The following is a 22,872-nucleotide window of genomic DNA, read 5'->3' as shown; positions in this document are numbered from 1 at the left end:
AACCCGGCCCCGTTTCAGCCCCAGGCGCCGACCATCTGCCTGGTGGTTGCGTTGAGCCGGTTGAATGCGTTGATCAGGGCAATCTGGACGACCAGGGCGGCAAGCGCCTTTTCATCATAGTGCCGGGCGGCCTCGTCCCAGACCGCATCCGGCACCGGATCCGGGCGGTCGGCCAACCGGGTTGCCGCCTCGGTCAGCGCCAGCGCGGCGCGCTCGGCATCCGTGAAGTAAGGTGTTTCCCGCCAGGCGGACACGGTGAAGACGCGCTCGTCCTTTTCACCGGCCTTCTTCAATTCGCGCGCATGCATATCGACGCAGAGGCTGCATCCGTTGATCTGGCTGGCGCGCAAATGGACGAGCTTGCGCGTCACATAGGACAGGTCAGCCGTTTCCGTCGACTTGTCCAGCGCCAGCAGCGCCTGCAGGGCGCCGGGAATGAGCATCACGGGGTTTTTCAATCGTGCTTGCATGGTGGTCTCCTTAGGCGTGTTTTTGCCGGCCGGACATTTCAGCTGTCGGTCGGCGGCGCTGTTAACGCAATCAATAACTCATCAGTTATGAATCGACATATAACTTCCCGGTTATGGATGTGTCAAGCGGCAAAATTGAAGGAAGTGGCGCCATGTCGCGTGTTGAGCCAACAGTTCCGGCTTTCATGGCACCAGACCCGATGCTACCGCTGGCCAGCCAAATCATCGACGGATCGCCCATGACCGAACGCCCTCGCCTCCCGCTGATCGAGATCTGCGTCGAAGGCATAGACGGCCTGCTGGCCGCGCAAGCCGCTGGCGCCGACCGTGTCGAGCTCTGTGCCAGCCTGATCGAAGGCGGCATCACACCGAGCTTCGGCACGGTGCGCACGGCACTCGAGCTGGCGACGATCCCGTTTCACGTCATCGTGCGGCCGCGCGGCGGCGATTTTCTCTATAGCGAAGCCGAATATCGTTCGATGCTCGCCGATGTCCGCGCGCTTGCCGAGCTCGGCGTCGCCGGTGTCGTTATCGGCTGCCTTAATGCCGACAGCACGATCGACGAACAGCGCATGAGCGAACTGGTGAAGGCGGCGGGGCGATTGAACGTCACCTGCCACCGCGCATTCGACATGACCCGCGATCCGGCCGAGGCGCTCGAGGTGCTGATCCGCTGCAAGGTCGGCCGCGTGCTGACCAGCGGCCAGCGCGACACGGCACTGGAAGGCGCGGACCTGCTCGCCGATCTTGTCAGGCAGGCCGGCGACCGCATCATCATCCTCGGCTGCGGCGGGCTTGATCCCGAGAACATCGGCAAGGTGCGGAGGAAAACCGGGTTGAGCGAAATGCACTTCGCCGCGCTCAAGGACGTGCCGAGCGCCATGCGTTACCGCAACCCGAAAGTCGGCATGGGCGGCACCGACCTCGACCGCGAATACCGCAACACCGTGACCGACGAGGCGGTGGTGGCGGCGACCATCGCCGCTGCCCGGACATGATCCTGGAAGATCGAACAAAAACATGATCGAAACGCATTTGCCGATCGAGCAGGTCTCGCCGCAGGATGAGCCCGTCATCCTCGCGCTCAACAACGAGCATGCGGCGGAATTGTCGTGGCTCGAGCCTGAGCGCCTGTCCTTCCTGCTCGGCGAAGCGTTTTACACGCGCCGCATCGGCACGCTCGAAGCCTTCATCATGACCTTCGACCAGGACGCGAGCTACGACAGCCCGAACTTCCTGTGGTTTCGCGAGCGCTACCCGCGGTTCGTCTATGTCGATCGCGTCGTGGTCGCCGCCGCAGCGCGCGGGCGCGGCCATGCCCGCCGGCTCTACGAGGATTTGTTCGACCAGGCGTCACGCGCGGGCCAGGCGATCGTCACCTGCGAGGTCAATGCCGAGCCACCCAATCCGGCTTCAGACGCCTTCCATGCCGCACTCGGCTTTGTGGAAGTGGGCGACGCGGTAATCCACGGCGGCAAGAAGGCGGTACGGTATTATGCAAGGCGGATCGCCGGCTAAACTGCGGGCGCTGTTCGCCCTACCAATTGCGGTTCAGCCAGGAGCGGGCCGGCTTTTCGATGATGTAGTAGCTGCACAGCGCGCAAGCGAACACCGCCGCCAGCATCAGCCACGGCGAACTGCCTTTTATGTCGACGAATTGATAAAAGGGCTGCTGCCAAAGATAGAGCGAATACGACCACAGCCCAAGCATTGTCATCGGCAAGGAGGATAGAAACCCGGTCAGGTACCGGCTGCTGAAGTCGAGCGAGTTGACGGCGAGCGCCAGCAGCGGCACCGCGACCAGATAGTGGATGGGGGTTGGCACGGCAGCCATGAAAAGGAGCACAGCCACGACTGCGGCTGCCAGGGCGACATGCGGCCCCTTGAGCAGGGCCGGCAGCCTGTCATCGGCCTTGAGCAGGCATATCACCGCCGACAGCAGGATCGAGGCGATGTGCACGTCGGTGCGCCAATAGGTGCCCTCGTAGCCTATTGCGAGCACCCAGTAGGAAATGGCGCCGTTTGCCATGGCCAGCACCGACAATGCGCCGAGCAGCACGATGACCCGGGACCGCCCCGAGACGACGACGCTGATCAGCGCCAGGATGATATAGGCATGCTCTTCGACGCAGAGCGACCAGATATGGTCGAGCGCGCCGGCGCGGGTGACGAGAATTCCGGCATAGTTGTAGGTGAACGTCAACGCCGTCAGCGCCGCCTTCCACTTGAAGGCGATGAATGTGCCGGACAAGGCAACCATCGCGGCGACGACGAAAACCAGCAGTGCCGGGTAGATGCGGGAGAACCGGCGCTTGAAGAATTTCTTCAGCGGATAGTGTTCGACAAACAGGATCTCGGCCATCAGCCGGCCGCTGAGCACGAAGAAGAATTCGACGCCCAGGACGCCGAGATTGATGCCGGGAATGGGGAAGAAATGGCCGATCAGCACCAGCGCGATCGACAGGCCGCGCCAGCCGTCGAGATAGGCAAGCCTGGTTCTTGCCGAGCTGTCGGCGACAGGCCTGGACACGACAAGACGCGTCGCGGAAATATCCGTCATGCCGGTCCCTTCATTGAACCTGCGAAAAGGCGGGCTGGAGGCCGCATTCCTCCTGGTATATTGCAGTGCACCAGAGCTTTGTGCAAGTGCGAGATAACGACACGCCCGAAGTACGGGACGCACAGAAAGCGCCGTCGAGCCCCTTCCCAAAACCAACGGTCGGTAGTCTCAGGCGTTGGCGGCAGGCGCTGCGCGCCATGGCCAGCTTATTGCCAAATAGTACATTGCCATCCTGGCTGGCTAAGCAAAATGTACTCACGATTTCCGCGGCGCCGCGCGGCAGGCCTGCTCTTCCGCCATCCAATGCCTTGCCCGTTTGTCCAAATCGGCCGAATGTGCCGGGGACAGATCCACTGAACAGAGGCAGTGCATGACCGGCTTCGTCCTTCCCCTGCCCGCAACCCCGTCGGTGGCTGTGGTTGGCTCGTCGGAGCGTTTTGCGGTGCGCCGGATCTTCTGCGTCGGCCGCAACTACGCCGCCCATGCCCGCGAGCTCGGCAATGATGAGCGCGACCCGCCCTTCTTCTTCACCAAACCGGGCGACGCGGTGGTCGACGCGGCAGTTGGTTCGGGCACGACGATCCCCTACCCGCCGCTGACCCAAAACCTGCATCACGAAATCGAGCTGGTCGTCGCGATCGGCAGAGCCGGCTTTCGCGTCCCGCGCGAGCGCGCGCTGGACCATGTCTGGGGCTACGGCGTCGGCGTCGACCTGACCCGCCGCGACCTTCAGGACGAGGCGAAAAAGGCGGCAAGGCCGTGGGACTGGTCGAAAGCCTTCGACCGTTCCGCGCCCTGCGGCCCGCTGGTCCCGGCGCAAAAATCCGGTCATCCCGACAAGGGCCGCATTTGGCTCGCCGTCAACGGCGGGATCAGGCAGGATGGCGACCTCGCCGAACTGATCTGGCCGGTTCCCGACATCGTCTCGATTTGCAGCGAGGCGATAGAACTTAAGCCCGGCGACCTGATATTCACCGGCACGCCGGCCGGCGTCGGCGCCGTTGGGCCGGGCGAAAACATCACCGGTGGCGTCGACGGCATCGGCGAAATCGAACTGACCATCGGCCAACCGATCCGATGAGCGACATCGTCCTCCATAACTACTACCGCTCCTCGACCTCTTACCGGGTGCGGATCGCGCTGGAGATGAAGGGCCTGGCCTACGAGTACGTGCCGCATCATTTGCGCCATGGCGAACATCGGGAGCCCGCCTACCTCGCGGTCAATCCGCAAGGGCTGGTGCCGGCGCTGGTCCTCAGCGATGGCACGCTGCTGACGCAATCGCTGGCGATCATCGAATATCTCGACGAGACCACGCCTGAGCCGCCGCTGCTGCCCAAGGATGCGCCTGGCCGCGCTCGCGTCAGAATGCTGGCGCAGATGAGCGCCTGCGACATCCATCCGGTGAACAATCTGCGCGTGCTGACCTCACTGCGCACACTGTTCGGCGCCGGCGATCAGGATGTCGTCAACTGGTTCCGGCACTGGGTCAACGAAGGCTTCCAGCCGCTTGAAAAGATTCTGGCTTCTTCGCCCGAGACCAAGACATTCTGCCATGGCGACACGCCGGGGCTGGCCGACATCTGCCTGATCGCACAGGTCACTAGCAATGCCCGCTTCGGCGTCGACATGACGCCCTACCCGACGATCTCGCGCATTAATGCCGCCTGCATGGCGCTGCCGGCGTTCCAGAAGGCCGCGCCGGAGAACCAGATCGATGCCGAATAGAGAAGCCAAAGATCCAGATGAAGCGAAAACGCTCGCCGACATCGAAGAATATGGCTGCCACATTCTGTATGTGCTGGAAGAGGGCGAGCATCCGCCTTTCAGCTACTCGGTGGGGATAGAGCACAATTTCAATGCTCCTGAACTGGTCGTTGTCGGGCTGAAGCCAGAGCTTTCCCAGTCTGTCATCAACCAATACTGCAGACGGGTGAGCAACGGCGAGATTTTCCGCATCGGGCAGCGATCGTCTGGTTTCATAGGCGGCTTCGACTGTCAGTTCGGCTCGGTCCATGTGGAGCACTACCCTGAACATTTCGGTTGGGACATCTGGTTCTACGACGGCCTGGGCTTCCGGGTTATGCAGCTTATCTATCCTACGACCGAAGGCATCTGGCCGTGGGATACTGAAGCGAGCGAGTGGTTTCGAAAGCGGCAACCGCTTCTCGACACGCCGCCGGCATCAAGCTAACTCCGAACAGCCGCCTGACGAATGCGCCGTTATTGAATTGAAACGTGTGAAAGCCTTGTCATGAAAGCCGTCGTCTTCGAAAAGTTCGGTGAAACGCCGACGATCCAGACCGTTCCCGATCCGGAGCCGGCACCGGAAGGCGTCGTCATCAAGGTCGAGGCGACTGGCCTCTGCCGCAGCGACTGGCATGGCTGGATGGGCCACGACGACGGCATCCGCCTGCCGCATGTGCCGGGCCACGAGCTGGCCGGCGTCGTGGTGGCGGCCGGCAGCCAAGTGACCCGCTGGAAGGGCGGCGAGCGCGTCACCGTGCCGTTTGCCGTCGGCTGCGGCCGCTGCTTCGAATGCACCTCGGGCAACCACCAAGTCTGCGAGCATCAGTTCCAGCCCGGCTTCACCGCCTGGGGATCGTTCGCCGAATATGTCGCGATCGACCATGCCGACACCAATCTCGTGCGCTTGCCCGACGAGATGGAATTCGCCACCGCCGCCAGCCTCGGCTGCCGCTTCGTCACCTCGTTCCGCGCCATCGTCGATCAAGGCCGGGTGACGCCCGGCGAATGGGTGGCCGTGCATGGCTGCGGCGGCGTCGGCCTGTCGGCGATCATGATCGCCAGCGCCATGGGCGCCAATGTCGTCGCCATCGACCTCACCGACGAGAAGCTGGACTTCGCCAAAAAGATCGGCGCGGTGGCGACGATCAATGCGGCAAAGACGCCGAACGTGGTCAAGGCGGTCAAGCAGATCACCAATGGCGGCGCGCATATGTCGATGGACGCGCTCGGCCATCCCAGTACCTCGTTCAACTCGATCGCAAACCTGCGCCGCCGCGGCCGCCATGTGCAGGTCGGCCTGATGCTCGGCGACCATGCCAGGCCGCAGATTCCGATGGACAAGGTGATTGCCTTCGAACTCGAGATCCGCGGCAGCCACGGCATGCAGGCCTTCCGCTACCAGGCGATGATGGAGATGATCGGCACCGGCAAGCTCAAACCCGAACTCCTGGTCGGCAAGAAAATCAGCCTCGAAGAGGCACCGGCCGCATTGATGGCGATGGGCGGCTTCGAAGGCATCGGCATCGGCGTGGTGACCAGATTCTAGATCACGCTCCGAGTCTGGATCAGCGAAACGACGCACAGACCTCCCGCACGCAGGCTCGCAGCCAGCGTTGTGCCGGATCGGCATCGAGCCGCGGATGCCACAGCATCGAAATGGTGACCTCCTCGATATCGACCGGCAACGGGAAGCTGTACATGCCTGCGCGCGCGCCCAGCGTGTGCCGTTCGGGGACGCTGGCGATCAGATCGGAGGCGCGCGCCATGGCGAGCGTGGCCGAGAAGCTGGAAACCATGCATACAATCGTCCGCTGGAGACCGAGCAGTTTCAAAGCCTCGTCGATCGGGCCCTTTTCGCGGCCACGCCGCGAAACGCTGATGTGGCGGCCGGCCGCATAGCGTTCCGGCGTCACAAGGCCCTCGCTCAGTCTATGTCCCGTTCGCACCGCACCGATGAAGCGGTCGCGAAACAGCGCCTGAATGCGCATTTCAGGGCTCGTTTCACTGGCAACCCCGATTTCGAGATCAACCGCCGCGTCACGCAACGACATGTCGTTCTTGTCGGATTTCGGCGCAAAACGCAGCCGCACGCCGGGCGCGTCCGCTTCGATGCGGGCGACAAGACGCGGTGCGAACTCCTCGACGAAACTTTCGTTGGCGCGCAGCGTGAAGACCTTGTCGAGAGCTGACAGGTCCAGAAGCCTGGCAGGACGCAGCAGCGCCTCCGCGTCCTCAACGACGCGGCCCACCTGTTGCTGCAATTCCTGCGCGCGAGGCGTCGGAACCAGGCCGCGGCCGGCCCGGACCAGCAATGGATCGCCTGTCGCTTTCCGCAACCGCGCCAACGTCCGGCTCATCGCCGAGGGACTGAGGCGCAGCCGCCCGGCCGCGCGCGCCACACTGCCCTCGCTCAGCAGCACATCGAGGGCGACAAGCAGATTGAGATCGGGCGACGACATGGAAGGACTATAGCACAGCTCAGCCGTGATGTGGCGTTTCATGCACGAATAAGATGAAAATGCTGCGCCTTTCGCCACATCAAGCCGGGGAATAACTTCCGGCAGCTCCGATCCTGGGGGCTGCCGGCAAAGGAGTTCACCTTGGCATCGATCGCTGAAAAGACTTGGAACGAAGTTGCCCCGGTGAGCGCACGATCGACCCGATGGGCATTGGCAAGCCTGTCGCTTTCAACGCTGCTGTCGTCGCTCGCCAACAGCATCGCCAGCGTCGGGCTGCCATCACTGATGCAGGCGTTCGGCGCATCGTTCCAGCTCGTGCAATGGGTCGTTCTTGCCTATCTGCTCGCCATCACCACCTTGATCGTCAGTGCCGGGCGGCTCGCCGATATATTCGGCCGCCGCCCGCTAATGCTCGGCGGCATTGCCCTGTTCACCTTCGCATCCGTGCTTTGCGGGCTCGCGCCGACGCTCTGGCTGCTGATCGCCGCACGGGCGGCACAGGGGCTCGGCGCGGCCGTCATGATGGCTCTGACGCTGGCCTTTGTCGCCGATACGGTTCCCCGGGAAAAATCCGGCAGCGCCATGGGCCTGCTCGGCGCCATGTCGGCGATCGGCACCACGCTTGGCCCCTCGCTTGGCGGATTTCTGATCGCCGGCCTCGGCTGGCGCGCGATCTTCCTCATTAATCTGCCGTTGGGGGCGCTGGCCTTCGCGCTCGCCTGGCGCGTCCTGCCGGCCAGAAAAAAGATAGCGGAACCGGATCGGCGCGGTTTCGACGGGATCGGCACGGCCTTGCTCGCTCTGACGCTGGCCGCCTATGCGCTCGCCATGACCCTTGGGCGCGGCAGTTTTGGCTCTCTCAATGTCGGCTTGCTGATTGCCACCGCCGTGGCTGGCCTCCTGTTCGTCATTGCGCAGACAAGGGCCGAGAACCCTTTGATCCAGCCTGCCAGGTTCCGCGACCGCGCCTTGAACGCAAGCCTCGCCATGAACCTGATGGTCGCCACCGTGATGATGGCGACGCTGGTGGTCGCGCCATTCTATCTGTCGCGCGCGCTTGGGCTGGACGCAGCCATGGTCGGGCTGGTTCTGTCGACCGGCCCTCTGGTTACCGCACTGGCGGCGCTTCCAGCCGGACGCCTGGTCGATCGTTTCGGGGCGCACCGGATGATGATCGTCGGCCTGTTCGATCTCGCTATTGGTACCGTTGCTCTATCGCGGGCGGAATTCGGTATTGCCGGCTATGTCGTACCAATCATCATCGTCTGCACCGGCTACAGCCTGTTTCAGACCTCCAACAATTCGGCCGTGATGACCGGTGTGGAATCCGACCAGCGCGGCGTCGTCTCCGGCCTGCTCAATCTGTCGCGCAACCTCGGCCTGATCACCGGTGCGTCGGTGATGGGTGCGGTGTTTGCCTTCGCATCGGCTGGCGGAAGCGAAGGCACCGGTCAGCAGATATTGGCATCTGCGGCAGCCGCACGCGGCATGCAGGTCACTTTCCAGGTCGCGACGGGCCTAGTGCTGATGGCGCTGATCCTTGCGATATTTTCAGCCCGCACCACTGCCGGGCGAACAGATATCGTTGCCAAGCATCCTTGAGGATTCCACCCGGTTCGCATGCAACTCCGGCAGCCGGCACACCTATCTCGCATATCTCTTGGCACCGACGACGCAAAGCACCACGGCGGCGGTGACGGCGATCATGGCGGGACTGACCTGCTCATGCAGCAGCGCTGCCGCCAGCCCAAGGCCGAAGAAAGGCTGCAGCAGTTGCAACTGCCCGACCGCAGCGATGCCGCCTTGCGCCAGGCCGCGATACCAGAACACGAAACCGATCAGCATGCTGAACAGCGAGACATAGGCCAGGCCAATCCAGGCGCCCCTGCCGGCACTTTCGAGCGACGGCGGCATGGTGATGAACGTCAGCGCCAGCATGACCGGCAGCGACAGCACCAGCGCCCACGAGATCACCTGCCAACCGCCGAGCTTGCGCGACAGCGCCGCTCCTTCCGCATAGCCCAATCCACACACGATGATGGCGGCCAGCATCAAGATGTCGCCGAGCGGAGAGACCGAGAGGCCTTGGGTGACTGCAAAACCAGCGACAAGGGCGCTGCCGAGGCACGAGAACAGCCAGAACGCCGGCTTCGGGCGATCACCGCCTCGAACCACGCCGAAGATCGCGGTCGCCAACGGCAACAGGCCGACGAAAATGATGGAGTGAGCCGAATTGATGTGTTTGAGCGCCAGCGCCGTCAGCAGGGGAAAGCCGACCACGACGCCAAGCGCCACGATCGCCAGCGGGAACAGATCTCGCCGCTCCGGGCGCTTCTGGCGAAAGAGAAGCAGCAGCGCCAGGCCGAGGATGCCCGCCGAAGCCGCACGGGCGACCGTTACGAACACCGGATCGAAATCCATCACCGCCACGCGCGTCGCCGGAAGCGAACCGCTGAAGATCAGCACGCCTATGAACCCGTTGACCCAGCCACTCGCCCCCCAGCCACTCGCCGCCCAAATACTCGCCGCCCAGCCACTTGCCGCCTTGTCCATCGATGCCCCGCTCGTTTTCGCCCTCTATCGGGCCGGGCGTCTGGCTCCGCCAGAGACAATCGGGTACAGTTTGACAAAACCGTCATGGTAGGGCGAGCAGTACGGATGGACGAGCAGACGACAACAGATGAGGGCAGCCGGACGCTTGTCGAAAGCGTCATGGCGACGATCAGGCACAGGATCGCCGCGCGCAGCCTGACACCGGGAATGCGGCTGCCTTCGATCCGGGCTTTCGCCAAGGCCATGCAGGTTTCCAAATCCACCGTGGTCGAAGCCTATGAGCGTCTAGCGGCGGAAGGCATGATCCGCTCGCGGCCGGGCTCTGGTTTCTATGCCGCCGGACCGTTGGCTCCGCTGTCGCTGGCCGAGATCGGCCCCAGGCTTGACCGTGCTGTCGACCCGCTCTGGGTCTCGCGCCAATCGCTGGAAGCCGGCGATGGCGTCCTGAAACCGGGTTGCGGCTGGCTGCCGGCAACATGGATGCCCGAGGCTGGATTGCGCCGGGCATTGCGGACGACGGCCCGCGCCGACGACGCCGCGCTGACCGATTACGGCACGCCGCTCGGCTTGCCGGCGCTACGCCATCTGCTGGCGCGGCGCATGGCCGAGCACGGCATCGAAGCCTCTCCGGACCAGATCATGCTGGCGGAGTCGGGAACCCAGGCGATCGACCTGCTGTGCCGGTTCCTGCTCGAACCGGGTGACACGGTATTGGTCGACGATCCCTGCTATTTCAACTTCCATGCCCTGTTGCGCGCCCATCGGGCCAAGGTGATCAGCGTCCCCTACACGCGCTCGGGTCCGGACATCGAGTTGTTCGCGCAGGCGCTGAACGAGCACCGGCCGCGCCTCTACATCACCAACTCTGCGCTCCACAATCCGACCGGCGCTATATTGTCGCCCGTCGTTGCCCATCGGGTGCTGAAGCTCGCCGACCAGTCGGGGCTGACGATCATCGAGGACGATATCTTCGCCGATTTCGAACACACGCCCGCGCCCAGGCTGGCGGCCTTCGACGGGCTCAGCCGGGTCATCCATATCGGAAGCTTTTCCAAGACGCTGTCGGCATCGGTGCGCTGCGGCTTCGTCGCCGCTCCTCGCGACTGGATGGACGGATTGACCGATCTCAAGATCGCCACCTCGTTTGGCAGCGGTCGGCTTGCATCCGAACTGGTACTGACGCTGCTGAAGGACGGCCTCTATCGCAAGCACGTCGATCTGCTGCGCGCGCGGCTCTCGCGCGCCATGGAAGAAACCAGCACCCGCCTCAGGGCAATCGGCATCGTGCCATGGATAGATCAGCCCGCCGGCATGTTTTTATGGTGCAAGCTGCCGGAGGGGATCGATGCCGCGGATGTCGCCCGCCATGCCCTGTCGGCCAATGTCGTGCTTGCGCCCGGCAATGCGTTCAGCCTGTCCCGGTCAGCCAGCCGTTACATGCGCTTCAACGTCGCCCAATCGGGAGACGACCGGATTTTCAGGGCGCTTGAAGAGGCGATGTCGCGTTGATTGCGCTGCCCCAAAACTGAGGCTGAACTCTCAGATGCTGGCCCGCTTGCGGCGCGCATAAAGCATGACGAGCGTCTCGGCGGTCAGCGCCGGTCTCTGCTCGCCTTCGATCTCGACCGTATTGGCGGCCTTCATCAGATACTGCCCCGGACCTTTGTCTTCCATCGACAACAGCGTGGTGCGCAGCCTGATTCGCGAGCCGACCCTGACCGGCGCCACGAAGCGCACTTTGTCGAAACCGTAGTTGAACGCGGCCTGCGTGTTTTCGGGTACGATCCCCATCTCGAGCGCCAGCGCGCCAATGATCGACAGGGTCAGATAGCCATGCGCGATCGTGGTGCGAAACGGGCTTTGCCGCTTCGCCCGCTCCGGATCGACATGGATCCATTGATGATCGCCAGTGCATTCGGCAAACTGGTCGATGCGGTGCTGATCGACCAGCGTCCAGTCCGAGACGCCCAACTCCTGCCCGGCCATCGCCCTGAGTTGCTCGAAGGTCGGCGGCGTCCTCGGCCGTATCTGCGTCATTCCTGCTTTCCCGATCGCTTGCCTGTTCCGGACCACGACGGGCCGCCCCTGTCAATTCGCCAGTGCGATTCCAGCCCATAATCTTCGGCCGCGAACCGCCGGTCTTCGCCGCCGGCAAGCGTGCTGCCGGGGAACAGCTTACTTCTTGTCGTGGCCGGCGCGGATCTCCTCCATCGCCTCCTTGATGCGGCTGCGCAGGATTTCGATCGATTCGGTGCCGGATACCCTCGCCAGTTCGGCCATCTCGCCGGCATTCTTCAGCGCGGTCTCGAACGATTTTCTGGCGAATGCCGCCTGCTTCTGCATCATTTCCTGCGGATTGCCGGGCGCCCTGTAGCTTTGTGCCATGTCGGCGATTTCGCGCAGCGTGTCCTGCAGCATCTCGCGTTGCCTGGACAACAGCGCCGACGCTCCGGCGGCACTCGCCCGGGCCGACTTCTCCAGCGCTTCCAAGTTTTTGCGGTTGTGAGCGAGGATCGCCTCAACGTCGACATTCGGCAGCTTCAGGTCGCGGCCGAACTTGCCGAACATGTCGATGAAGGACTCGGACTCCGGTCGTTTTGCCATGCTGGTTCTCTCCCCCCTGTTGCCGTGAACGCCGCCACTGCACGGAAGATAGTGCAGCAAAGCTCAGCGGTCCATTCGGAGGAGTCAGCCGACGAGAAACAGCCGTTCGGCGGTGTAGAGCACGAGCCCGGCAAGGCCACCGATGATCATGCCGTTGAAGCGGATATATTGTAGGTCCTTGCCGATGTTCATTTCGATAAGCCTTGTCAGTTGCGCGAGGTCCCAGCGCTTGACTTGGTCGGCGATGAATTTGGACACGCCGCTCTTCTGGCTTTCGACGAAGGAGGCCAGCGCCACGATGAACCCCTGGTTCATGTCGGCCCTGATCTGCGCGTCGTCGGCAAGATGGCGGCCGACCTCGACGAACATGGTGGCGAGATGGTCACGGATCATCGAATTCGGCGCCTTGGCGTCCTGTTCGATGAACAGCCGCATGCTGTCCCACATATCGCCGGCCAGCGCGCTGAGCTCCGGCCGGGCGAGGAAATCGCGCTTCAGCTTTTCGGCGCGCCTGGCATATTGTTTGGATGTCCTCAGCCGCTCGACGAAGGTTTCGACGAAAAGGTCGAATTCGGCTCGCATCGGATGGTGCGGATCGGCCCGCACCTCATCGAGCAGCGAGCCGGCCGACGCAACGATCTTCTTCAACAGATAGGCGTCGGCGCGAAACAGGTTGAACAGCGACGGCAGTTCCTCGCGGATCTTCTCGCGCATCGTCGCCAGCGCCTGCTCGTCGCTCAGGAAGCGGCCGACCACCTTGGTGAACTCGTCGAACAGTTTCTGGTGGCGGCGATCGCCGGTGAGCGCCGACAGCAGCTCGGCTGCAAGCGGCGCCAGCGGCACCTTTTCGATCTGCTCCAGCATACGGCTGGTGACGAAGCCGCGCAGTCCGGATTGCTCGACCGCCGCCAGCGTCTGCGGCACCAGCCGGCCGACGAAGCGCGACAGGTCGGCGGCGCGGTTCGGGTCGGCTAGCCAGTCCGCGACCAGCGCGGAAAAGTCGACCTCGGCGAGCTTTTCGCGCACCGGTTCCGGCGCCAGGAAATTGACCTCGATGAAGCGGCCGAGATTGTCCGCGATGCGGTTCTGGTTTTCCGGGATGATGGCCGTATGCGGGATCGGCAGGCCAAGCGGCCGCCGAAACAGCGCCACCACCGCATACCAGTCGGCCAGCCCGCCGATCGTCGCCGATTCGGGGAAAGGGGGGACGAAGCCCAGCCACGCATGCCGGCTCTCGAGCGATTTCGCCACAGCAAAGACCAGCACGCAAAACGCAAGTGCTGCGGCGGCAACGAATTTGGTGCGCCTGAGCGCTGAAAGCTTGGCATCGGCATCGGCGTCGAACCGGACGGATGCGACAGATGCAAATGCCGGGGCTGGTCGTGACATGGTGGGCCGCTCCTGATCGATTTATGCGAACTTATCTAGTGTCGCTTCGCTCAGAAAGCGCGCCGCTGGTTCCGGTGCGCGCAATCGTGCACGCAAACTTGACGCCGCAATTCATCTATTATGCAGCGCCAGTCTGGAATTGTTCCAAACTATGGGCCATATTGACGCCAACCACTGTTATGTGAGGACACAATGCGGCTTACCCGTCAGACCAACTACGCCATGCGCATTCTGATGTATTGCGCCGCCAACACCGAGCGGTTGAGCCGCATCCCCGAGATCGCCGCCGCCTATTCGGTATCGGAACTTTTCCTGTTCAAGATCCTGCAGCCGCTGGTCGAAAACGGCCTGATCGAAACGGTGCGCGGCAGGAATGGCGGCGTCAGGCTCGGCCGCGCGGCCGAATCAATCAACCTGTTTGATGTCGTGCGGGTGACGGAGGAAAGCTTTGCCATGGCCGAGTGCTTCGAGAACGACGCCACCGAATGCCCGCTGGTCGACAGCTGCGCGCTGAATTCGGCATTGCGCGAAGCGCTCAACGCCTTCTTCGCCGTGCTGTCGCGCTACACGATCGCTGATCTGGTGGCGGCGCGCCCGAATGTGAGGCATCTGCTCGGCATCGACATGCTGGTGCAAAGGGCGCCGGCCGCCTGATTTCTCTGATTGCCTACGCTGCCGATTGCGGCAATACGAATGGCATGTTTGCGGCCGGCAACACGCTAACCTTCACCCGGCAATCGAAGACCTTTTCGATCAGCTCGTCGCTGAGCACCTGTTGCGGCGAACCTGTAGCGGCGAGCCTGCCGCGATGCATGACGAAAATCCGGTCGGCATACATCGCCGTCAAATTGAGGTCGTGCAGGATGGCGACCACGCCGCCGCCGCGTCTGGCGAAATCACGCGCGATGTCCATGATGATCAGCTGGTGTTTGATGTCGAGGCTGGACACCGGCTCGTCGAGGAACAGATAGCGCGGCTTGCCGTCGAGCGCCGGCGCCCAGACCTGGCAGAGTACGCGGGCAAGCTGCACGCGCTGCTGTTCGCCGCCGGACAGCTCCTGGTAGAAGCGGCCGGCAAAACCGTTGAGGTCGACGCGAGCCAGCGCCCGTTCGGGCAGGCGCTGGTCCTCGCCGGACAGCGCGCCGGAGCGCCCGCCGACCAGGCCGAGCCTGACGATCTCGCGCACGGTGAAGGGAAACGACAGCGTCGTCGCCTGCGGCAGCACCGCGCGCAGCGTCGCCGCCTCGACCGGCTTCATCGCCGATAGATTGCGGCCGTTGATGGTGACCTCTCCCGAATAGCCAAGATCGCCGGACAGTGCTCTGAGGAAGGTCGTCTTGCCCGAGCCGTTGGGGCCGACGATGGCGGCGATTTCGCCGGGCCGCGCCTCGAAATCGACATTGGCGACAATGTGCTTGCCGCCGATCGCCACCGAGACATCGCGCGCTTCGATCATAAGAACCCCTTAGAGACTATTTCGAAAATCGCTCTGGCGAGCCATATGGTGGTGGTTTCGAGAACCGGAGCGCAGCGGACATTTGGGTCCGTGAGCACCGGAAGCGCAGAAAACGCCATCAGATGGCCGCCAGAGTAGAGTTTCCAAACGGTCCCTCACAGGTCGATGACGCCGCGCTTACGCAGCAGGATCCACAGGAAGAACGGGGCACCGGCGACCGCGGTGACGATGCCGATCGGCAATTCGGCCGGGGCCACAATGGTGCGGGCAACGGCGTCGGCCAACAGCAGCAGCGCGGCGCCGAGCAGCGCCGATGCCGGCAGCAGGTAACGGTTATCGGGGCCTATCAGCAGGCGCAGCAGATGCGGCACCACGATGCCGACGAAACCGATGCCGCCGCTGACGGCGACCGACGCGCCGACCGCTGCCGAGACGCCGACGATCGCGGTGTATTTCAGCCGCTGCACCGGAATGCCGAGATGGCCGGCCGTGGCCTCGCCGAGCGCCAGCGCGTTGAGGCCGCGCGCCAGGAACGGCATTGCCGCCAGCGCTAGCACGATGATCGGTCCGACCGAGCCGATTTTTTGCCACGTTGCGCCGCCCAGCGAGCCGAGCTGCCAGAAGGTCAGGTCGCGCAATTGCCGGTCGTCGGCCATGAAGATCAGGATGCCGGTCAGCGCCATGGCAAGCGCCGCCAGCGCGATGCCGGCGAGCAGCATGGTGGCGACCGAGGTTCGGCCTTGCCGTGTCGCGACCTGATAGAGCAGCAATGTCGTCGCCAGCCCGCCGCAGAACGCAGCCAGCGGCAACGCCAGCGTGCCGAGCGCCGAAGTCAGCGGCGCCAGCATGGTCGAGCCAAGCACGATGACGGCGACCGCACCGAGGCTCGATCCGGCCGAAACGCCGATCAGGCCGGGGTCGGCCAGGGGATTGCGGAACAGCCCCTGCATGACGGCACCGGACACGGCAAGCGATGCGCCGATCAGCACGCCCAGGATGATGCGCGGCAGACGGATGTCATGGATGATCAGGTGGTCGCGGGCGCTCAACGCCGCATCGCCGGGCGGCGCGCCGAACAGCCAGTCGCGCATGACGCCGATGGCCGAGGCATCGGATGCGCCGGAGGTTAGCGACAACAGCACGGCGATAGTCAGCCCGACGCAGAGCAGCAGGATGACGAGGTGGGCGCGCCGCGAGCGGTCACCCTCGGCTGCCGTCACCATAATTCCCGCCGCACCGGCGATCGAATGATCGGCCATCGCGCTCAATCCGTGACCTGGCTGCCATAGAGCGAGACGGCGAGATCGTGGATGGCGTCGGCCGTGCGCGGGCCGAAGCCGAGCAGATAGCCGCCGTCCATGCGGATCAGCCTGCGGGCGGCTCCCGCCGGCGTCGAAGCCACGGCAGGGTTCGAAAACAATTCGTCATCCGCGGTGGCCGGCCCGGCATTGTTCATCATCAGGATCACGTCGGGCCTGGCGGTGATGACTGCCTCGTCCGACAATTGCTTGTAGCCGGCAAAGCCGTCGATGGCGTTGATGCCGCCCGAAAGCTTGATGATGCCGTCGGCGGCGGTGTCGCGGCCGGCGGCAAGCAGCTTGCCGCCCTGCATCGACAGCACGAACAGGGTGCGCTTGCGCTCCTTGATCGAGGCGGTCTGCTTTTCGGCTGCCTTCAGCCTGGTGTCGATCTGGGCCGCCAGCGCATCGGCTTTGGCCTCGGTGCCGAGCGCCTTGCCGACGATGTGGATCTTTTCGAGAATGCCTTGATTGTCATAGCGCTCGGGCACCTCGATGAACGGGACGCTTGATTTCTTCAAGACGTCGACGGTTTCCTTCGGTCCGCTGCCGTGCAGCGCCAGTATACCGGACGGATTGACCGACAGCACACCCTCCGGCGACAGCTGGCGCATGTAGCCCACATCAGGCAGTTCCGCCGCCGCTTGCGGATAGCGGCTGGTCGAATCGCGTGCGACAAGACGATCCTGTTCACCGAGCGCGTAGACGATCTCGGTGATCGAGCCGCCGATGGCCACGATCCGCGAGCGGTCGGCGAAAGTCGCGATGCCCTCGGCGGCCTGAGCCGGCATCAGCGCGGCGAACGCCATGAAAACAGCGGCCGCAGGACGAGGCGCCGACTTGGAGACCGATGCCAGCCTGGAGAAAAGAACCATCGTCGTTTTTCTCAGGCTGCGGTCGGGCTCGGGATTCGCGGCAGGTTTTCGGCCAGAAAGCGCCAGTCTTCGCGCTCGCTTTCGCTCTCATGCCGCTTACCGAAGAACTGGATGATCATCTTGCCGTCGGCGCCATAGACTTCGAGCGACGTGACATGGCCGTCCTTGGTCGGCTTGCGCACGGCCCAGACCTCATCGATGTGATCGGTCCGCAGGTGCAGATGGAAGGTCTCGTCGAGCACATTGAGCCATGGTCCCATCGGCTTGATCGAGGCGACGGGGCCAGAATGGATCTGGATGCAGCCGCGATTGCCGACAAAGCACATGATCGGCATGGCGCCAGCAGCGGCGTGGTTGAACATGGCGCTCACCGCATCCTTGTCGACCAGCCAGGCGTAGTCCTGGCCGACCATGCGCACCGCCTGGCGGCGGCTGAGCTTCAGTGTCTTCAACATGCCGAAGAACTGATGCACGTCGGTCAGCTGGCTCCAGCGGTCGCGCAGATCGTCGACGCTCGCCGAATTGTCCGCAGTCTCGGTCTCGTCGTCAGCCGCGCCCGCTGAAATCGCCACCGTCGGTTCCTGGTTCGGCGATTCCAGCCCGGCCACCAGCTTCTGATAGGCGTAGAGGTTGGAGGCGGGTCTGAGATGCACCTTGTGCATCGCCTCGCCTGCGGTGTCGAAGAACTGCAGGCTGCGTCGGATGTCGGCGCCGTCGCGCTTTTCCACGGCGAAGCCGTGCGCCCAGACTTTCGGGAAGATGCGCAGGTCGATGTTTTCGCCGAGCACCATGGCATTGTGATTGCCGGTGACGACCTTGTCGTAGACGCCGATCTTCTCGTGCACCGCGCTTTCGTTGCGGGTCAGCGCCATCACTTCACCGACAGCTTCCAGGCCAGTCAAGAGGTCGTTGACACGCGGCTCGACGCGCACGACGCCGTCGCCGCAATGCGCGGCGACCAGTTCGGCCTCCGAAATACCGAGCTGGGCGGCGAGATCGCGCTCGCGCATTTTCGGATTGTCTGCCCGTGCCCGCCGGATCTCGTGCGGAGCGGGTTTTACGCGCTGGTCCATTTCTACCACCTACTTGTTGAGGATGAGCTTGCCCTGCCGGGTGATCTTCAGCCGGTACAGCGCACCATGATGCTCGATGCCGATCTCGTGCTCGCCCTGGAACAGCGTGTTGCTTGACAGCGTTCTCACGGCCGATTGGACCCGGTCGAAACGGACGGAATTTTCGTCGGAACGGCGGACGCGATAGCGAAAGTCGCTGGGATTGTGCGTGTTCATGGGTTCGCTCCCTTTCCTGTGCCGGGCATCTGGCTCGGCGCCTGCGTGAAATGCCGATTCAATTCTTGACTCGAATGGTCATGTTATCTAGCAGTGCAATACCGGAGTAAATGAGTCAACATTTAAGACGCCGGACGCGATGAAAAATGCCAGCGAGCCCCAAGCCAGCCAGCATCGAACATGGATTCTTGGAGTTGCAGCATGGGGTTGGCGAATTGGGGACGGCTGGCGGGCAACGGCCTGACACACTGTTCTATGACAAGCAAAATGGCTGCGTTTTTGGCCGGCGCGGCGGCGATCCCGCTGCTCGCCACACCGGCCGGCGCCCAGCAGGCCGCCCAACCGGCAACTGACCAGCAGCAGACTGACCGGTCTCAACAGCCCGAAAAGACAAAGCCGGCGGGTACCACGCTGCTCGACAAGATCCTGATCCTCAGCCGTACCGGCGAGACGGCGATCGAGTCGCTTGCTTCAGCCAGCCATGTCGACGAGGAACAGCTCGAGCGCCGCATGGCGACGACGCCCAACGAGATGCTGTTCGGTGTGCCCGGTGTCGCCGTCCAAGCCGACGCGAGGCGTGTCAGCTCCAGCATCAACATCCGCGGCTTGCAGGACTTCGGCCGCGTCTCCGTCATCGTCGACGGTGCCCGCCAGAATTTCCAGCGCTCGGATCACGGTACGCAATCGGCCTTCTACATCGATCCCGAACTGATCAAATCCGTCGACGTGATCCGCGGCCCGGTCGCCAACACCTACGGCTCCGGGGCGATCGGCGGCGTCGTATTTTTCGATACCAAGGATGCGCAGGATTTCCTCAAGCCGGACGAGACCTGGGCGGCATCTGCGACCGGGCGCTACGAAACCAACGGCGAAGGCTGGACCACCAGTGCCACCGGCGCCTATCGGATCAACGAGAACTGGGACGTGCTCGGCAATATCATCTACCGCGACTATGACGACTACAAGCATGGCGGCGGCGCCACTGTAGCGGGCACCGGCTTCGACGTCTTGAGCGGCCTCCTCAAGACGACCATCCGCCCCAGCGAAAACAGCGAGCTGAAGCTGGGCTGGATCGGCTCGAACGACGGATGGACCGAGACCAGCGGCAGCACGCCGGTGAACGACGCCGACCTCAAGGCGAATACCTTCACGGCCCGCTACAACATCACCGACGAAGACAAAAGCTGGCTCGATCTCCACATCAACGTCTCCTACAACAAGACTAAGCTCGATCTGACGACCCTTGTCGCGCAAAACCGGTTTGATCCGGTCACCGGCCTGCCCGTGGTTTTGCCGGCGGGCTCGAAATCGACGTTCGACATCGGCACCTCCGGCATCGACATCTGGAACACGTCGAGATTCGAGACCGTCGGCATTGCGCATGAGCTGACCTATGGCGGCGACTGGGTTGGCGACGATGTCGAGACAGGCGGCACGGCGGGCGGCGACAGTTTCTACACGCCCTCGGGCAACAGGAACGTCTCCGGCGCTTACGTCCAGGACAAGCTCACCTGGGACTGGCTCGAGGTCATCGCCGGGCTGCGTTACGACAGCTACAAGCTCGACAGCGATGTCGGCGAAACCTCGGGCAACCGGCTGTCGCCACGCATCACAGTGGGCGTTTCGCCCTTCGAAACCGCCAGCCTTTCCGGGCTGCAATTCTACGGCACCTATGCGGAAGGCTACCGTTCTCCGTCGCTGTCGGAGACCCTGATCAGCGGCAATCATCCGGCAGGCGTCAGCTTTCCGTTCCTCCCCAATCCCAATCTCAAGCCCGAAACCGGCAAGACCGTGGAATTCGGCGTCAATTACAGCACCAACGGCGTCATTGAGGCCGAAGACGCGTTGCGGCTGAAGGCGGCCTATTTCAACAACAATGTCGACGACTACATCGACGGCGTGACCCTATCGCCGTTCGACCCGACCAGCGGCTGCCCGTTCGGTCCGGGCATACCGATCTGTTTCCAGTATCAGAATTTCGCCAAGGCCAAGATCCACGGCTTCGAGATGGAGGGCGTCTATGACGCCGCCTGGGGCTTTGCCGGCCTGTCCGCCTCGATCACCGACGGCCACACGATTTCCTATGAAGGCGAACGGGCGGACCTTGTCACCGTCCCCTCCCCCCAGATCACCGGGCAACTCGGCTTGCGCTTTCTCGAGGACCGGCTGACCATCGGCGGCGAAGTGCAATACAACGGCAAGCCGCAGGGCAACCCGGTGGCCAGGGACTACACGCTGGTCAATGCCTTCGCCAGCTACCAGGCGACCGACAATTTCAAGGTCGATTTCCGCGCCGACAATCTGTTCGACGTCAAATACGCCAACCCGCTGAATGCATCGACGACGAGCGTCGTCTACGAGCCCGGCGTCACCCTGAAGCTGGCGGCGACCATGAGGTTTGGAGGCTGACGACAATGACAGGCATGACGGCATCCCTTCGTCTGTTCGCCGCGGTGCTGGCAATATTGCTTGCGGCGGCTCCGGCGTGGACACAACAGCAAGTGCCGGCGCTTTTCCTCGAGCTCAACGGCGCGCAGCCTTCCGACAAGGGCTGCCGCCTGACGTTCGTGGTCACCAACAATCTCGGCGCCGGTCTGTCCAAGGCGGCATTCGAGATCGCATTGTTCAATGAGGCCGGCGTCGTCGATCGGCTGACCGTGCTCGATTTCAAGGAGCTGCCGGCAGGCAAGACCAAGGTGACGCGTTTCGACCTTGCCGGCACCGATTGCGGCAAGGTCAGCCGCGTGTTGATCAATAGCGCCACGGAATGCGCCGGCGCCGAGCCGAATGCCTGCATGCGCGGGCTGAAGGCGCAGACTAGGACCGGCATCGCCTTCGGGGTCTGAATTTTGGGACTGGAACCCGCCTTCGCACGAAACGCTGTGGCGTGGCCGCTAGCCGGTTTCCTGCCGCCGGAGCCGGATGATCCGGATTTCGCCATCCCGCGCGGGGCGCTGCGTGTTTCGCTGCGCGACAGGCCGGAAGACGGTTACATCGTCGATGCCGACGGCGACTTGCCTACGGTGCCGGCGGAGCCATTGCGGCAGGCACGACGGAAGCAGCGGCGCCGCAACTGGACGGTGGCGATCACCTGCTCTTGCGCATTCCACGTAGCGGTGGCGCTGGCCTTTCTCACGCTGCCGGACGATCGGCCAAAGATCGAAGGTGCCGACCAGCACGGCGAAATGCTGCTCGGCGCCGATCCGCAGCAGGCGGCCGGCGATGCCGCAGATGACCCGGAAGTGGCCAACGTAACGATGGTGACCATGCTCGAGGCCAAGCCCGTCGAAACGGTCGAGGCACAGGCGACCGCGGCCGAGGAGACGCTCCAGCCGGTCACTGACGCGGCCGAAGCATCGGGAGTGGTCGAGCCGGTTAGCGAGGCCGCAACGGAAACTGCTGCGCCTGCCGATCGCACCGAGCCAGCTCCTGCGCAGCCGGCGCGCCAAGACCCATCGCCCGACATTCTTGCGATCGACAGGCTGGTGCCTACCGACGACAATGCCGTGCCGCCGCCAGCAAGCGCCGTCGAAACGGCCAAACCTGCCGAGACAAACGCGCCGGTACCAGCCGCTCCGAGGCCAGCCGAAACAGTTCAGACGACCGAGACAGTCGGCGCGGCGGAAGAACCGAAGCCGGACAGGCCGAAGCCCAAGCAGCCGAAGAAGGCAACCGCGCAGAAAAAGCCGGCCGGGAAAGCCGAACCAGATGAGCCTGAAAAGCCGACCCTGCGCAAGAAGTCGGGCAAGGCACTTGCCAAAGCCGATTCCAAGAAGAGAAAGACCGGCTCCGGCGGCCGTGACGAAACGGATGTCGCGCGCGGCATGGCCGACGGCAGGAAGGACGGCAAGCTCCTGACCGCCAGCAGGGGCGGCAAATCAGGCATCGGCAATGCAGCCGTCACGAACTACCCCGGCAAGATCAGGTCAAAGCTGGTGCGGGCCTTCAATTCGACACGCACGCGCGCCACCGGCACAGCAACCGTTGCCTTTACCGTCGGCTCGAATGGCAACGTCCGGTCGGCCAGGCTGACGGGCAGTTCAGGTGTTACCGCGCTGGACAAGGCCGCACTCGACGCGGTCCGCCGGGCATCTCCGTTTCCGCCGATTCCAGACGGAGCCGGTCGCTCGGCCTGGCAGTTCGAGGTGCCGCTCGGTATCAGGTAGCGAC

Annotated in this window: 24 protein-coding genes; 12 read left to right on the top strand and 12 right to left on the bottom strand. The window is 63.6% G+C overall.

Annotated features, from left to right (window positions below; all coding sequences use genetic code 11):
* Positions 1-14: 14 nt before the first annotated feature.
* Positions 15-470 carry a carboxymuconolactone decarboxylase family protein gene (locus NKG60_RS02790; RefSeq protein WP_292662971.1) on the bottom strand — a complete coding sequence of 152 codons (456 nt, stop codon included), beginning with the start codon at positions 468-470 and terminating at the stop codon, positions 15-17.
* Between the two features lie 239 nt (positions 471-709).
* Between NKG60_RS02790 and NKG60_RS02785 the strand changes: the two genes are divergently transcribed.
* Both NKG60_RS02785 and NKG60_RS02780 read left to right on the top strand, forming a co-directional pair.
* Positions 710-1,468, top strand: a complete 759-nt coding sequence (locus NKG60_RS02785) for a copper homeostasis protein CutC (protein ID WP_352974020.1) — start codon at positions 710-712, stop codon at positions 1,466-1,468.
* A 22-nt stretch (positions 1,469-1,490) separates the two neighbouring features.
* Positions 1,491-1,988: a GNAT family N-acetyltransferase gene (locus NKG60_RS02780; RefSeq protein ID WP_352865429.1), complete on the top strand. Its 498-nt coding sequence runs from the start codon at positions 1,491-1,493 to the stop codon at positions 1,986-1,988.
* A 19-nt stretch (positions 1,989-2,007) separates the two neighbouring features.
* Here NKG60_RS02780 and NKG60_RS02775 read toward each other — a convergent pair whose 3' ends face one another.
* Positions 2,008-3,030 carry an acyltransferase family protein gene (locus tag NKG60_RS02775; RefSeq protein ID WP_352865426.1) on the bottom strand — a complete coding sequence of 341 codons (1,023 nt, stop codon included), beginning with the start codon at positions 3,028-3,030 and terminating at the stop codon, positions 2,008-2,010.
* A 370-nt stretch (positions 3,031-3,400) separates the two neighbouring features.
* On the opposite strand from NKG60_RS02775, the gene NKG60_RS02770 reads away from it, so the two are divergent.
* Genes NKG60_RS02770 through NKG60_RS02755 form a run of 4 tightly spaced genes read left to right on the top strand, consistent with a single transcriptional unit; the run spans position 3,401 to position 6,325 of the window.
* A complete protein-coding gene (locus tag NKG60_RS02770; RefSeq protein ID WP_352865423.1) occupies positions 3,401-4,111 on the top strand; it encodes a fumarylacetoacetate hydrolase family protein in 711 nt (236 codons plus the stop codon).
* A complete protein-coding gene (maiA, locus tag NKG60_RS02765; RefSeq protein ID WP_352865420.1) occupies positions 4,108-4,758 on the top strand; it encodes a maleylacetoacetate isomerase in 651 nt (216 codons plus the stop codon). The genes NKG60_RS02770 and maiA overlap by 4 nt, the downstream gene beginning before the upstream one ends.
* Positions 4,748-5,224: a DUF4262 domain-containing protein gene (locus tag NKG60_RS02760; protein ID WP_352865417.1), complete on the top strand. Its 477-nt coding sequence runs from the start codon at positions 4,748-4,750 to the stop codon at positions 5,222-5,224. The genes maiA and NKG60_RS02760 overlap by 11 nt, the downstream gene beginning before the upstream one ends.
* A 60-nt stretch (positions 5,225-5,284) precedes the next feature.
* Positions 5,285-6,325 (top strand): zinc-dependent alcohol dehydrogenase family protein, encoded by a 1,041-nt coding sequence (locus NKG60_RS02755; RefSeq protein WP_352865414.1) that lies wholly within the window; start codon positions 5,285-5,287, stop codon positions 6,323-6,325.
* A gap of 19 nt (positions 6,326-6,344) precedes the next feature.
* Here NKG60_RS02755 and NKG60_RS02750 read toward each other — a convergent pair whose 3' ends face one another.
* Positions 6,345-7,238, bottom strand: coding sequence for a LysR family transcriptional regulator (locus NKG60_RS02750; protein WP_352666012.1), 894 nt, complete (start codon positions 7,236-7,238; stop codon positions 6,345-6,347).
* 141 nt (positions 7,239-7,379) lie between these two features.
* On the opposite strand from NKG60_RS02750, the gene NKG60_RS02745 reads away from it, so the two are divergent.
* A complete protein-coding gene (locus NKG60_RS02745; protein WP_502903412.1) occupies positions 7,380-8,840 on the top strand; it encodes an MFS transporter in 1,461 nt (486 codons plus the stop codon).
* Between the two features lie 42 nt (positions 8,841-8,882).
* Here the strand turns inward: NKG60_RS02745 and NKG60_RS02740 are convergent, their stop codons facing one another.
* Positions 8,883-9,791, bottom strand: coding sequence for a DMT family transporter (locus NKG60_RS02740; RefSeq protein ID WP_352666011.1), 909 nt, complete (start codon positions 9,789-9,791; stop codon positions 8,883-8,885).
* A gap of 105 nt (positions 9,792-9,896) precedes the next feature.
* On the opposite strand from NKG60_RS02740, the gene NKG60_RS02735 reads away from it, so the two are divergent.
* Complete coding sequence (locus tag NKG60_RS02735; protein ID WP_352666010.1) at positions 9,897-11,300, top strand: aminotransferase-like domain-containing protein; 1,404 nt, start codon at positions 9,897-9,899, stop codon at positions 11,298-11,300.
* A gap of 30 nt (positions 11,301-11,330) precedes the next feature.
* Here NKG60_RS02735 and NKG60_RS02730 read toward each other — a convergent pair whose 3' ends face one another.
* The 3 genes from NKG60_RS02730 to NKG60_RS02720 form a co-directional block, all read right to left on the bottom strand.
* Positions 11,331-11,828 carry a MaoC family dehydratase gene (locus NKG60_RS02730; RefSeq protein ID WP_352666009.1) on the bottom strand — a complete coding sequence of 166 codons (498 nt, stop codon included), beginning with the start codon at positions 11,826-11,828 and terminating at the stop codon, positions 11,331-11,333.
* Between the two features lie 138 nt (positions 11,829-11,966).
* Positions 11,967-12,395 carry a phasin family protein gene (locus NKG60_RS02725; protein ID WP_352666008.1) on the bottom strand — a complete coding sequence of 143 codons (429 nt, stop codon included), beginning with the start codon at positions 12,393-12,395 and terminating at the stop codon, positions 11,967-11,969.
* A gap of 84 nt (positions 12,396-12,479) precedes the next feature.
* Positions 12,480-13,784 (bottom strand): DUF445 domain-containing protein, encoded by a 1,305-nt coding sequence (locus NKG60_RS02720; RefSeq protein WP_352974014.1) that lies wholly within the window; start codon positions 13,782-13,784, stop codon positions 12,480-12,482.
* Between the two features lie 192 nt (positions 13,785-13,976).
* Here NKG60_RS02720 and rirA point away from each other — a divergent pair, with 192 nt between their 5' ends.
* Complete coding sequence (gene rirA / locus NKG60_RS02715; RefSeq protein ID WP_352865406.1) at positions 13,977-14,438, top strand: iron-responsive transcriptional regulator RirA; 462 nt, start codon at positions 13,977-13,979, stop codon at positions 14,436-14,438.
* A gap of 13 nt (positions 14,439-14,451) precedes the next feature.
* Here the strand turns inward: rirA and NKG60_RS02710 are convergent, their stop codons facing one another.
* The 5 genes from NKG60_RS02710 to hemP form a co-directional block, all read right to left on the bottom strand.
* Positions 14,452-15,240, bottom strand: coding sequence for a heme ABC transporter ATP-binding protein (locus NKG60_RS02710; protein ID WP_352865403.1), 789 nt, complete (start codon positions 15,238-15,240; stop codon positions 14,452-14,454).
* Between the two features lie 155 nt (positions 15,241-15,395).
* Positions 15,396-16,499: a FecCD family ABC transporter permease gene (locus NKG60_RS02705; protein WP_352865401.1), complete on the bottom strand. Its 1,104-nt coding sequence runs from the start codon at positions 16,497-16,499 to the stop codon at positions 15,396-15,398.
* A 5-nt stretch (positions 16,500-16,504) separates the two neighbouring features.
* Positions 16,505-17,413, bottom strand: a complete 909-nt coding sequence (locus NKG60_RS02700; RefSeq protein WP_352865399.1) for a heme/hemin ABC transporter substrate-binding protein — start codon at positions 17,411-17,413, stop codon at positions 16,505-16,507.
* 11 nt (positions 17,414-17,424) lie between these two features.
* Positions 17,425-18,486 carry a hemin-degrading factor gene (locus tag NKG60_RS02695; RefSeq protein WP_352865397.1) on the bottom strand — a complete coding sequence of 354 codons (1,062 nt, stop codon included), beginning with the start codon at positions 18,484-18,486 and terminating at the stop codon, positions 17,425-17,427.
* Between the two features lie 9 nt (positions 18,487-18,495).
* A complete protein-coding gene (gene hemP, locus NKG60_RS02690) occupies positions 18,496-18,702 on the bottom strand; it encodes a hemin uptake protein HemP (protein WP_352451949.1) in 207 nt (68 codons plus the stop codon).
* 201 nt (positions 18,703-18,903) lie between these two features.
* Between hemP and NKG60_RS02685 the strand changes: the two genes are divergently transcribed.
* Genes NKG60_RS02685 through tolA form a run of 3 tightly spaced genes read left to right on the top strand, consistent with a single transcriptional unit; the run spans position 18,904 to position 22,868 of the window.
* On the top strand, positions 18,904-21,111 hold the full coding sequence (locus tag NKG60_RS02685) for a TonB-dependent hemoglobin/transferrin/lactoferrin family receptor (protein ID WP_502911894.1): 2,208 nt from the start codon (positions 18,904-18,906) through the stop codon (positions 21,109-21,111).
* A 5-nt stretch (positions 21,112-21,116) separates the two neighbouring features.
* Positions 21,117-21,548 (top strand): hypothetical protein, encoded by a 432-nt coding sequence (locus tag NKG60_RS02680; RefSeq protein ID WP_352666001.1) that lies wholly within the window; start codon positions 21,117-21,119, stop codon positions 21,546-21,548.
* Between the two features lie 36 nt (positions 21,549-21,584).
* Positions 21,585-22,868, top strand: coding sequence for a cell envelope integrity protein TolA (tolA, locus tag NKG60_RS02675; RefSeq protein WP_352865391.1), 1,284 nt, complete (start codon positions 21,585-21,587; stop codon positions 22,866-22,868).
* The last annotated feature ends 4 nt before the right edge of the window (positions 22,869-22,872 follow it).

Origin of the sequence: Mesorhizobium sp. M1428, assembly GCF_040317515.1 — a bacterium.
In the GTDB taxonomy this organism is placed as follows: domain Bacteria; phylum Pseudomonadota; class Alphaproteobacteria; order Rhizobiales; family Rhizobiaceae; genus Mesorhizobium.
Note: the sequence above shows the minus strand (reverse complement) of the source record. Positions and strands in the feature narration are given on the sequence as shown.

Coding starts and splice junctions, on each gene's coding strand:
- NKG60_RS02790 (WP_292662971.1), bottom strand. CDS start 470: ATGCAAGCACGATTGAAAAACCCCGTGATGCTCATTCCCGGCGCCCTG.
- NKG60_RS02785 (WP_352974020.1), top strand. CDS start 710: ATGACCGAACGCCCTCGCCTCCCGCTGATCGAGATCTGCGTCGAAGGC.
- NKG60_RS02780 (WP_352865429.1), top strand. CDS start 1,491: ATGATCGAAACGCATTTGCCGATCGAGCAGGTCTCGCCGCAGGATGAG.
- NKG60_RS02775 (WP_352865426.1), bottom strand. CDS start 3,030: ATGACGGATATTTCCGCGACGCGTCTTGTCGTGTCCAGGCCTGTCGCC.
- NKG60_RS02770 (WP_352865423.1), top strand. CDS start 3,401: ATGACCGGCTTCGTCCTTCCCCTGCCCGCAACCCCGTCGGTGGCTGTG.
- maiA (WP_352865420.1), top strand. CDS start 4,108: ATGAGCGACATCGTCCTCCATAACTACTACCGCTCCTCGACCTCTTAC.
- NKG60_RS02760 (WP_352865417.1), top strand. CDS start 4,748: ATGCCGAATAGAGAAGCCAAAGATCCAGATGAAGCGAAAACGCTCGCC.
- NKG60_RS02755 (WP_352865414.1), top strand. CDS start 5,285: ATGAAAGCCGTCGTCTTCGAAAAGTTCGGTGAAACGCCGACGATCCAG.
- NKG60_RS02750 (WP_352666012.1), bottom strand. CDS start 7,238: ATGTCGTCGCCCGATCTCAATCTGCTTGTCGCCCTCGATGTGCTGCTG.
- NKG60_RS02740 (WP_352666011.1), bottom strand. CDS start 9,791: ATGGACAAGGCGGCAAGTGGCTGGGCGGCGAGTATTTGGGCGGCGAGT.
- NKG60_RS02735 (WP_352666010.1), top strand. CDS start 9,897: ATGGACGAGCAGACGACAACAGATGAGGGCAGCCGGACGCTTGTCGAA.
- NKG60_RS02730 (WP_352666009.1), bottom strand. CDS start 11,828: ATGACGCAGATACGGCCGAGGACGCCGCCGACCTTCGAGCAACTCAGG.
- NKG60_RS02725 (WP_352666008.1), bottom strand. CDS start 12,395: ATGGCAAAACGACCGGAGTCCGAGTCCTTCATCGACATGTTCGGCAAG.
- NKG60_RS02720 (WP_352974014.1), bottom strand. CDS start 13,784: ATGTCACGACCAGCCCCGGCATTTGCATCTGTCGCATCCGTCCGGTTC.
- rirA (WP_352865406.1), top strand. CDS start 13,977: ATGCGGCTTACCCGTCAGACCAACTACGCCATGCGCATTCTGATGTAT.
- NKG60_RS02710 (WP_352865403.1), bottom strand. CDS start 15,240: ATGATCGAAGCGCGCGATGTCTCGGTGGCGATCGGCGGCAAGCACATT.
- NKG60_RS02705 (WP_352865401.1), bottom strand. CDS start 16,499: ATGGCCGATCATTCGATCGCCGGTGCGGCGGGAATTATGGTGACGGCA.
- NKG60_RS02700 (WP_352865399.1), bottom strand. CDS start 17,413: ATGGTTCTTTTCTCCAGGCTGGCATCGGTCTCCAAGTCGGCGCCTCGT.
- NKG60_RS02695 (WP_352865397.1), bottom strand. CDS start 18,486: ATGGACCAGCGCGTAAAACCCGCTCCGCACGAGATCCGGCGGGCACGG.
- hemP (WP_352451949.1), bottom strand. CDS start 18,702: ATGAACACGCACAATCCCAGCGACTTTCGCTATCGCGTCCGCCGTTCC.
- NKG60_RS02685 (WP_502911894.1), top strand. CDS start 18,904: ATGGGGTTGGCGAATTGGGGACGGCTGGCGGGCAACGGCCTGACACAC.
- NKG60_RS02680 (WP_352666001.1), top strand. CDS start 21,117: ATGACAGGCATGACGGCATCCCTTCGTCTGTTCGCCGCGGTGCTGGCA.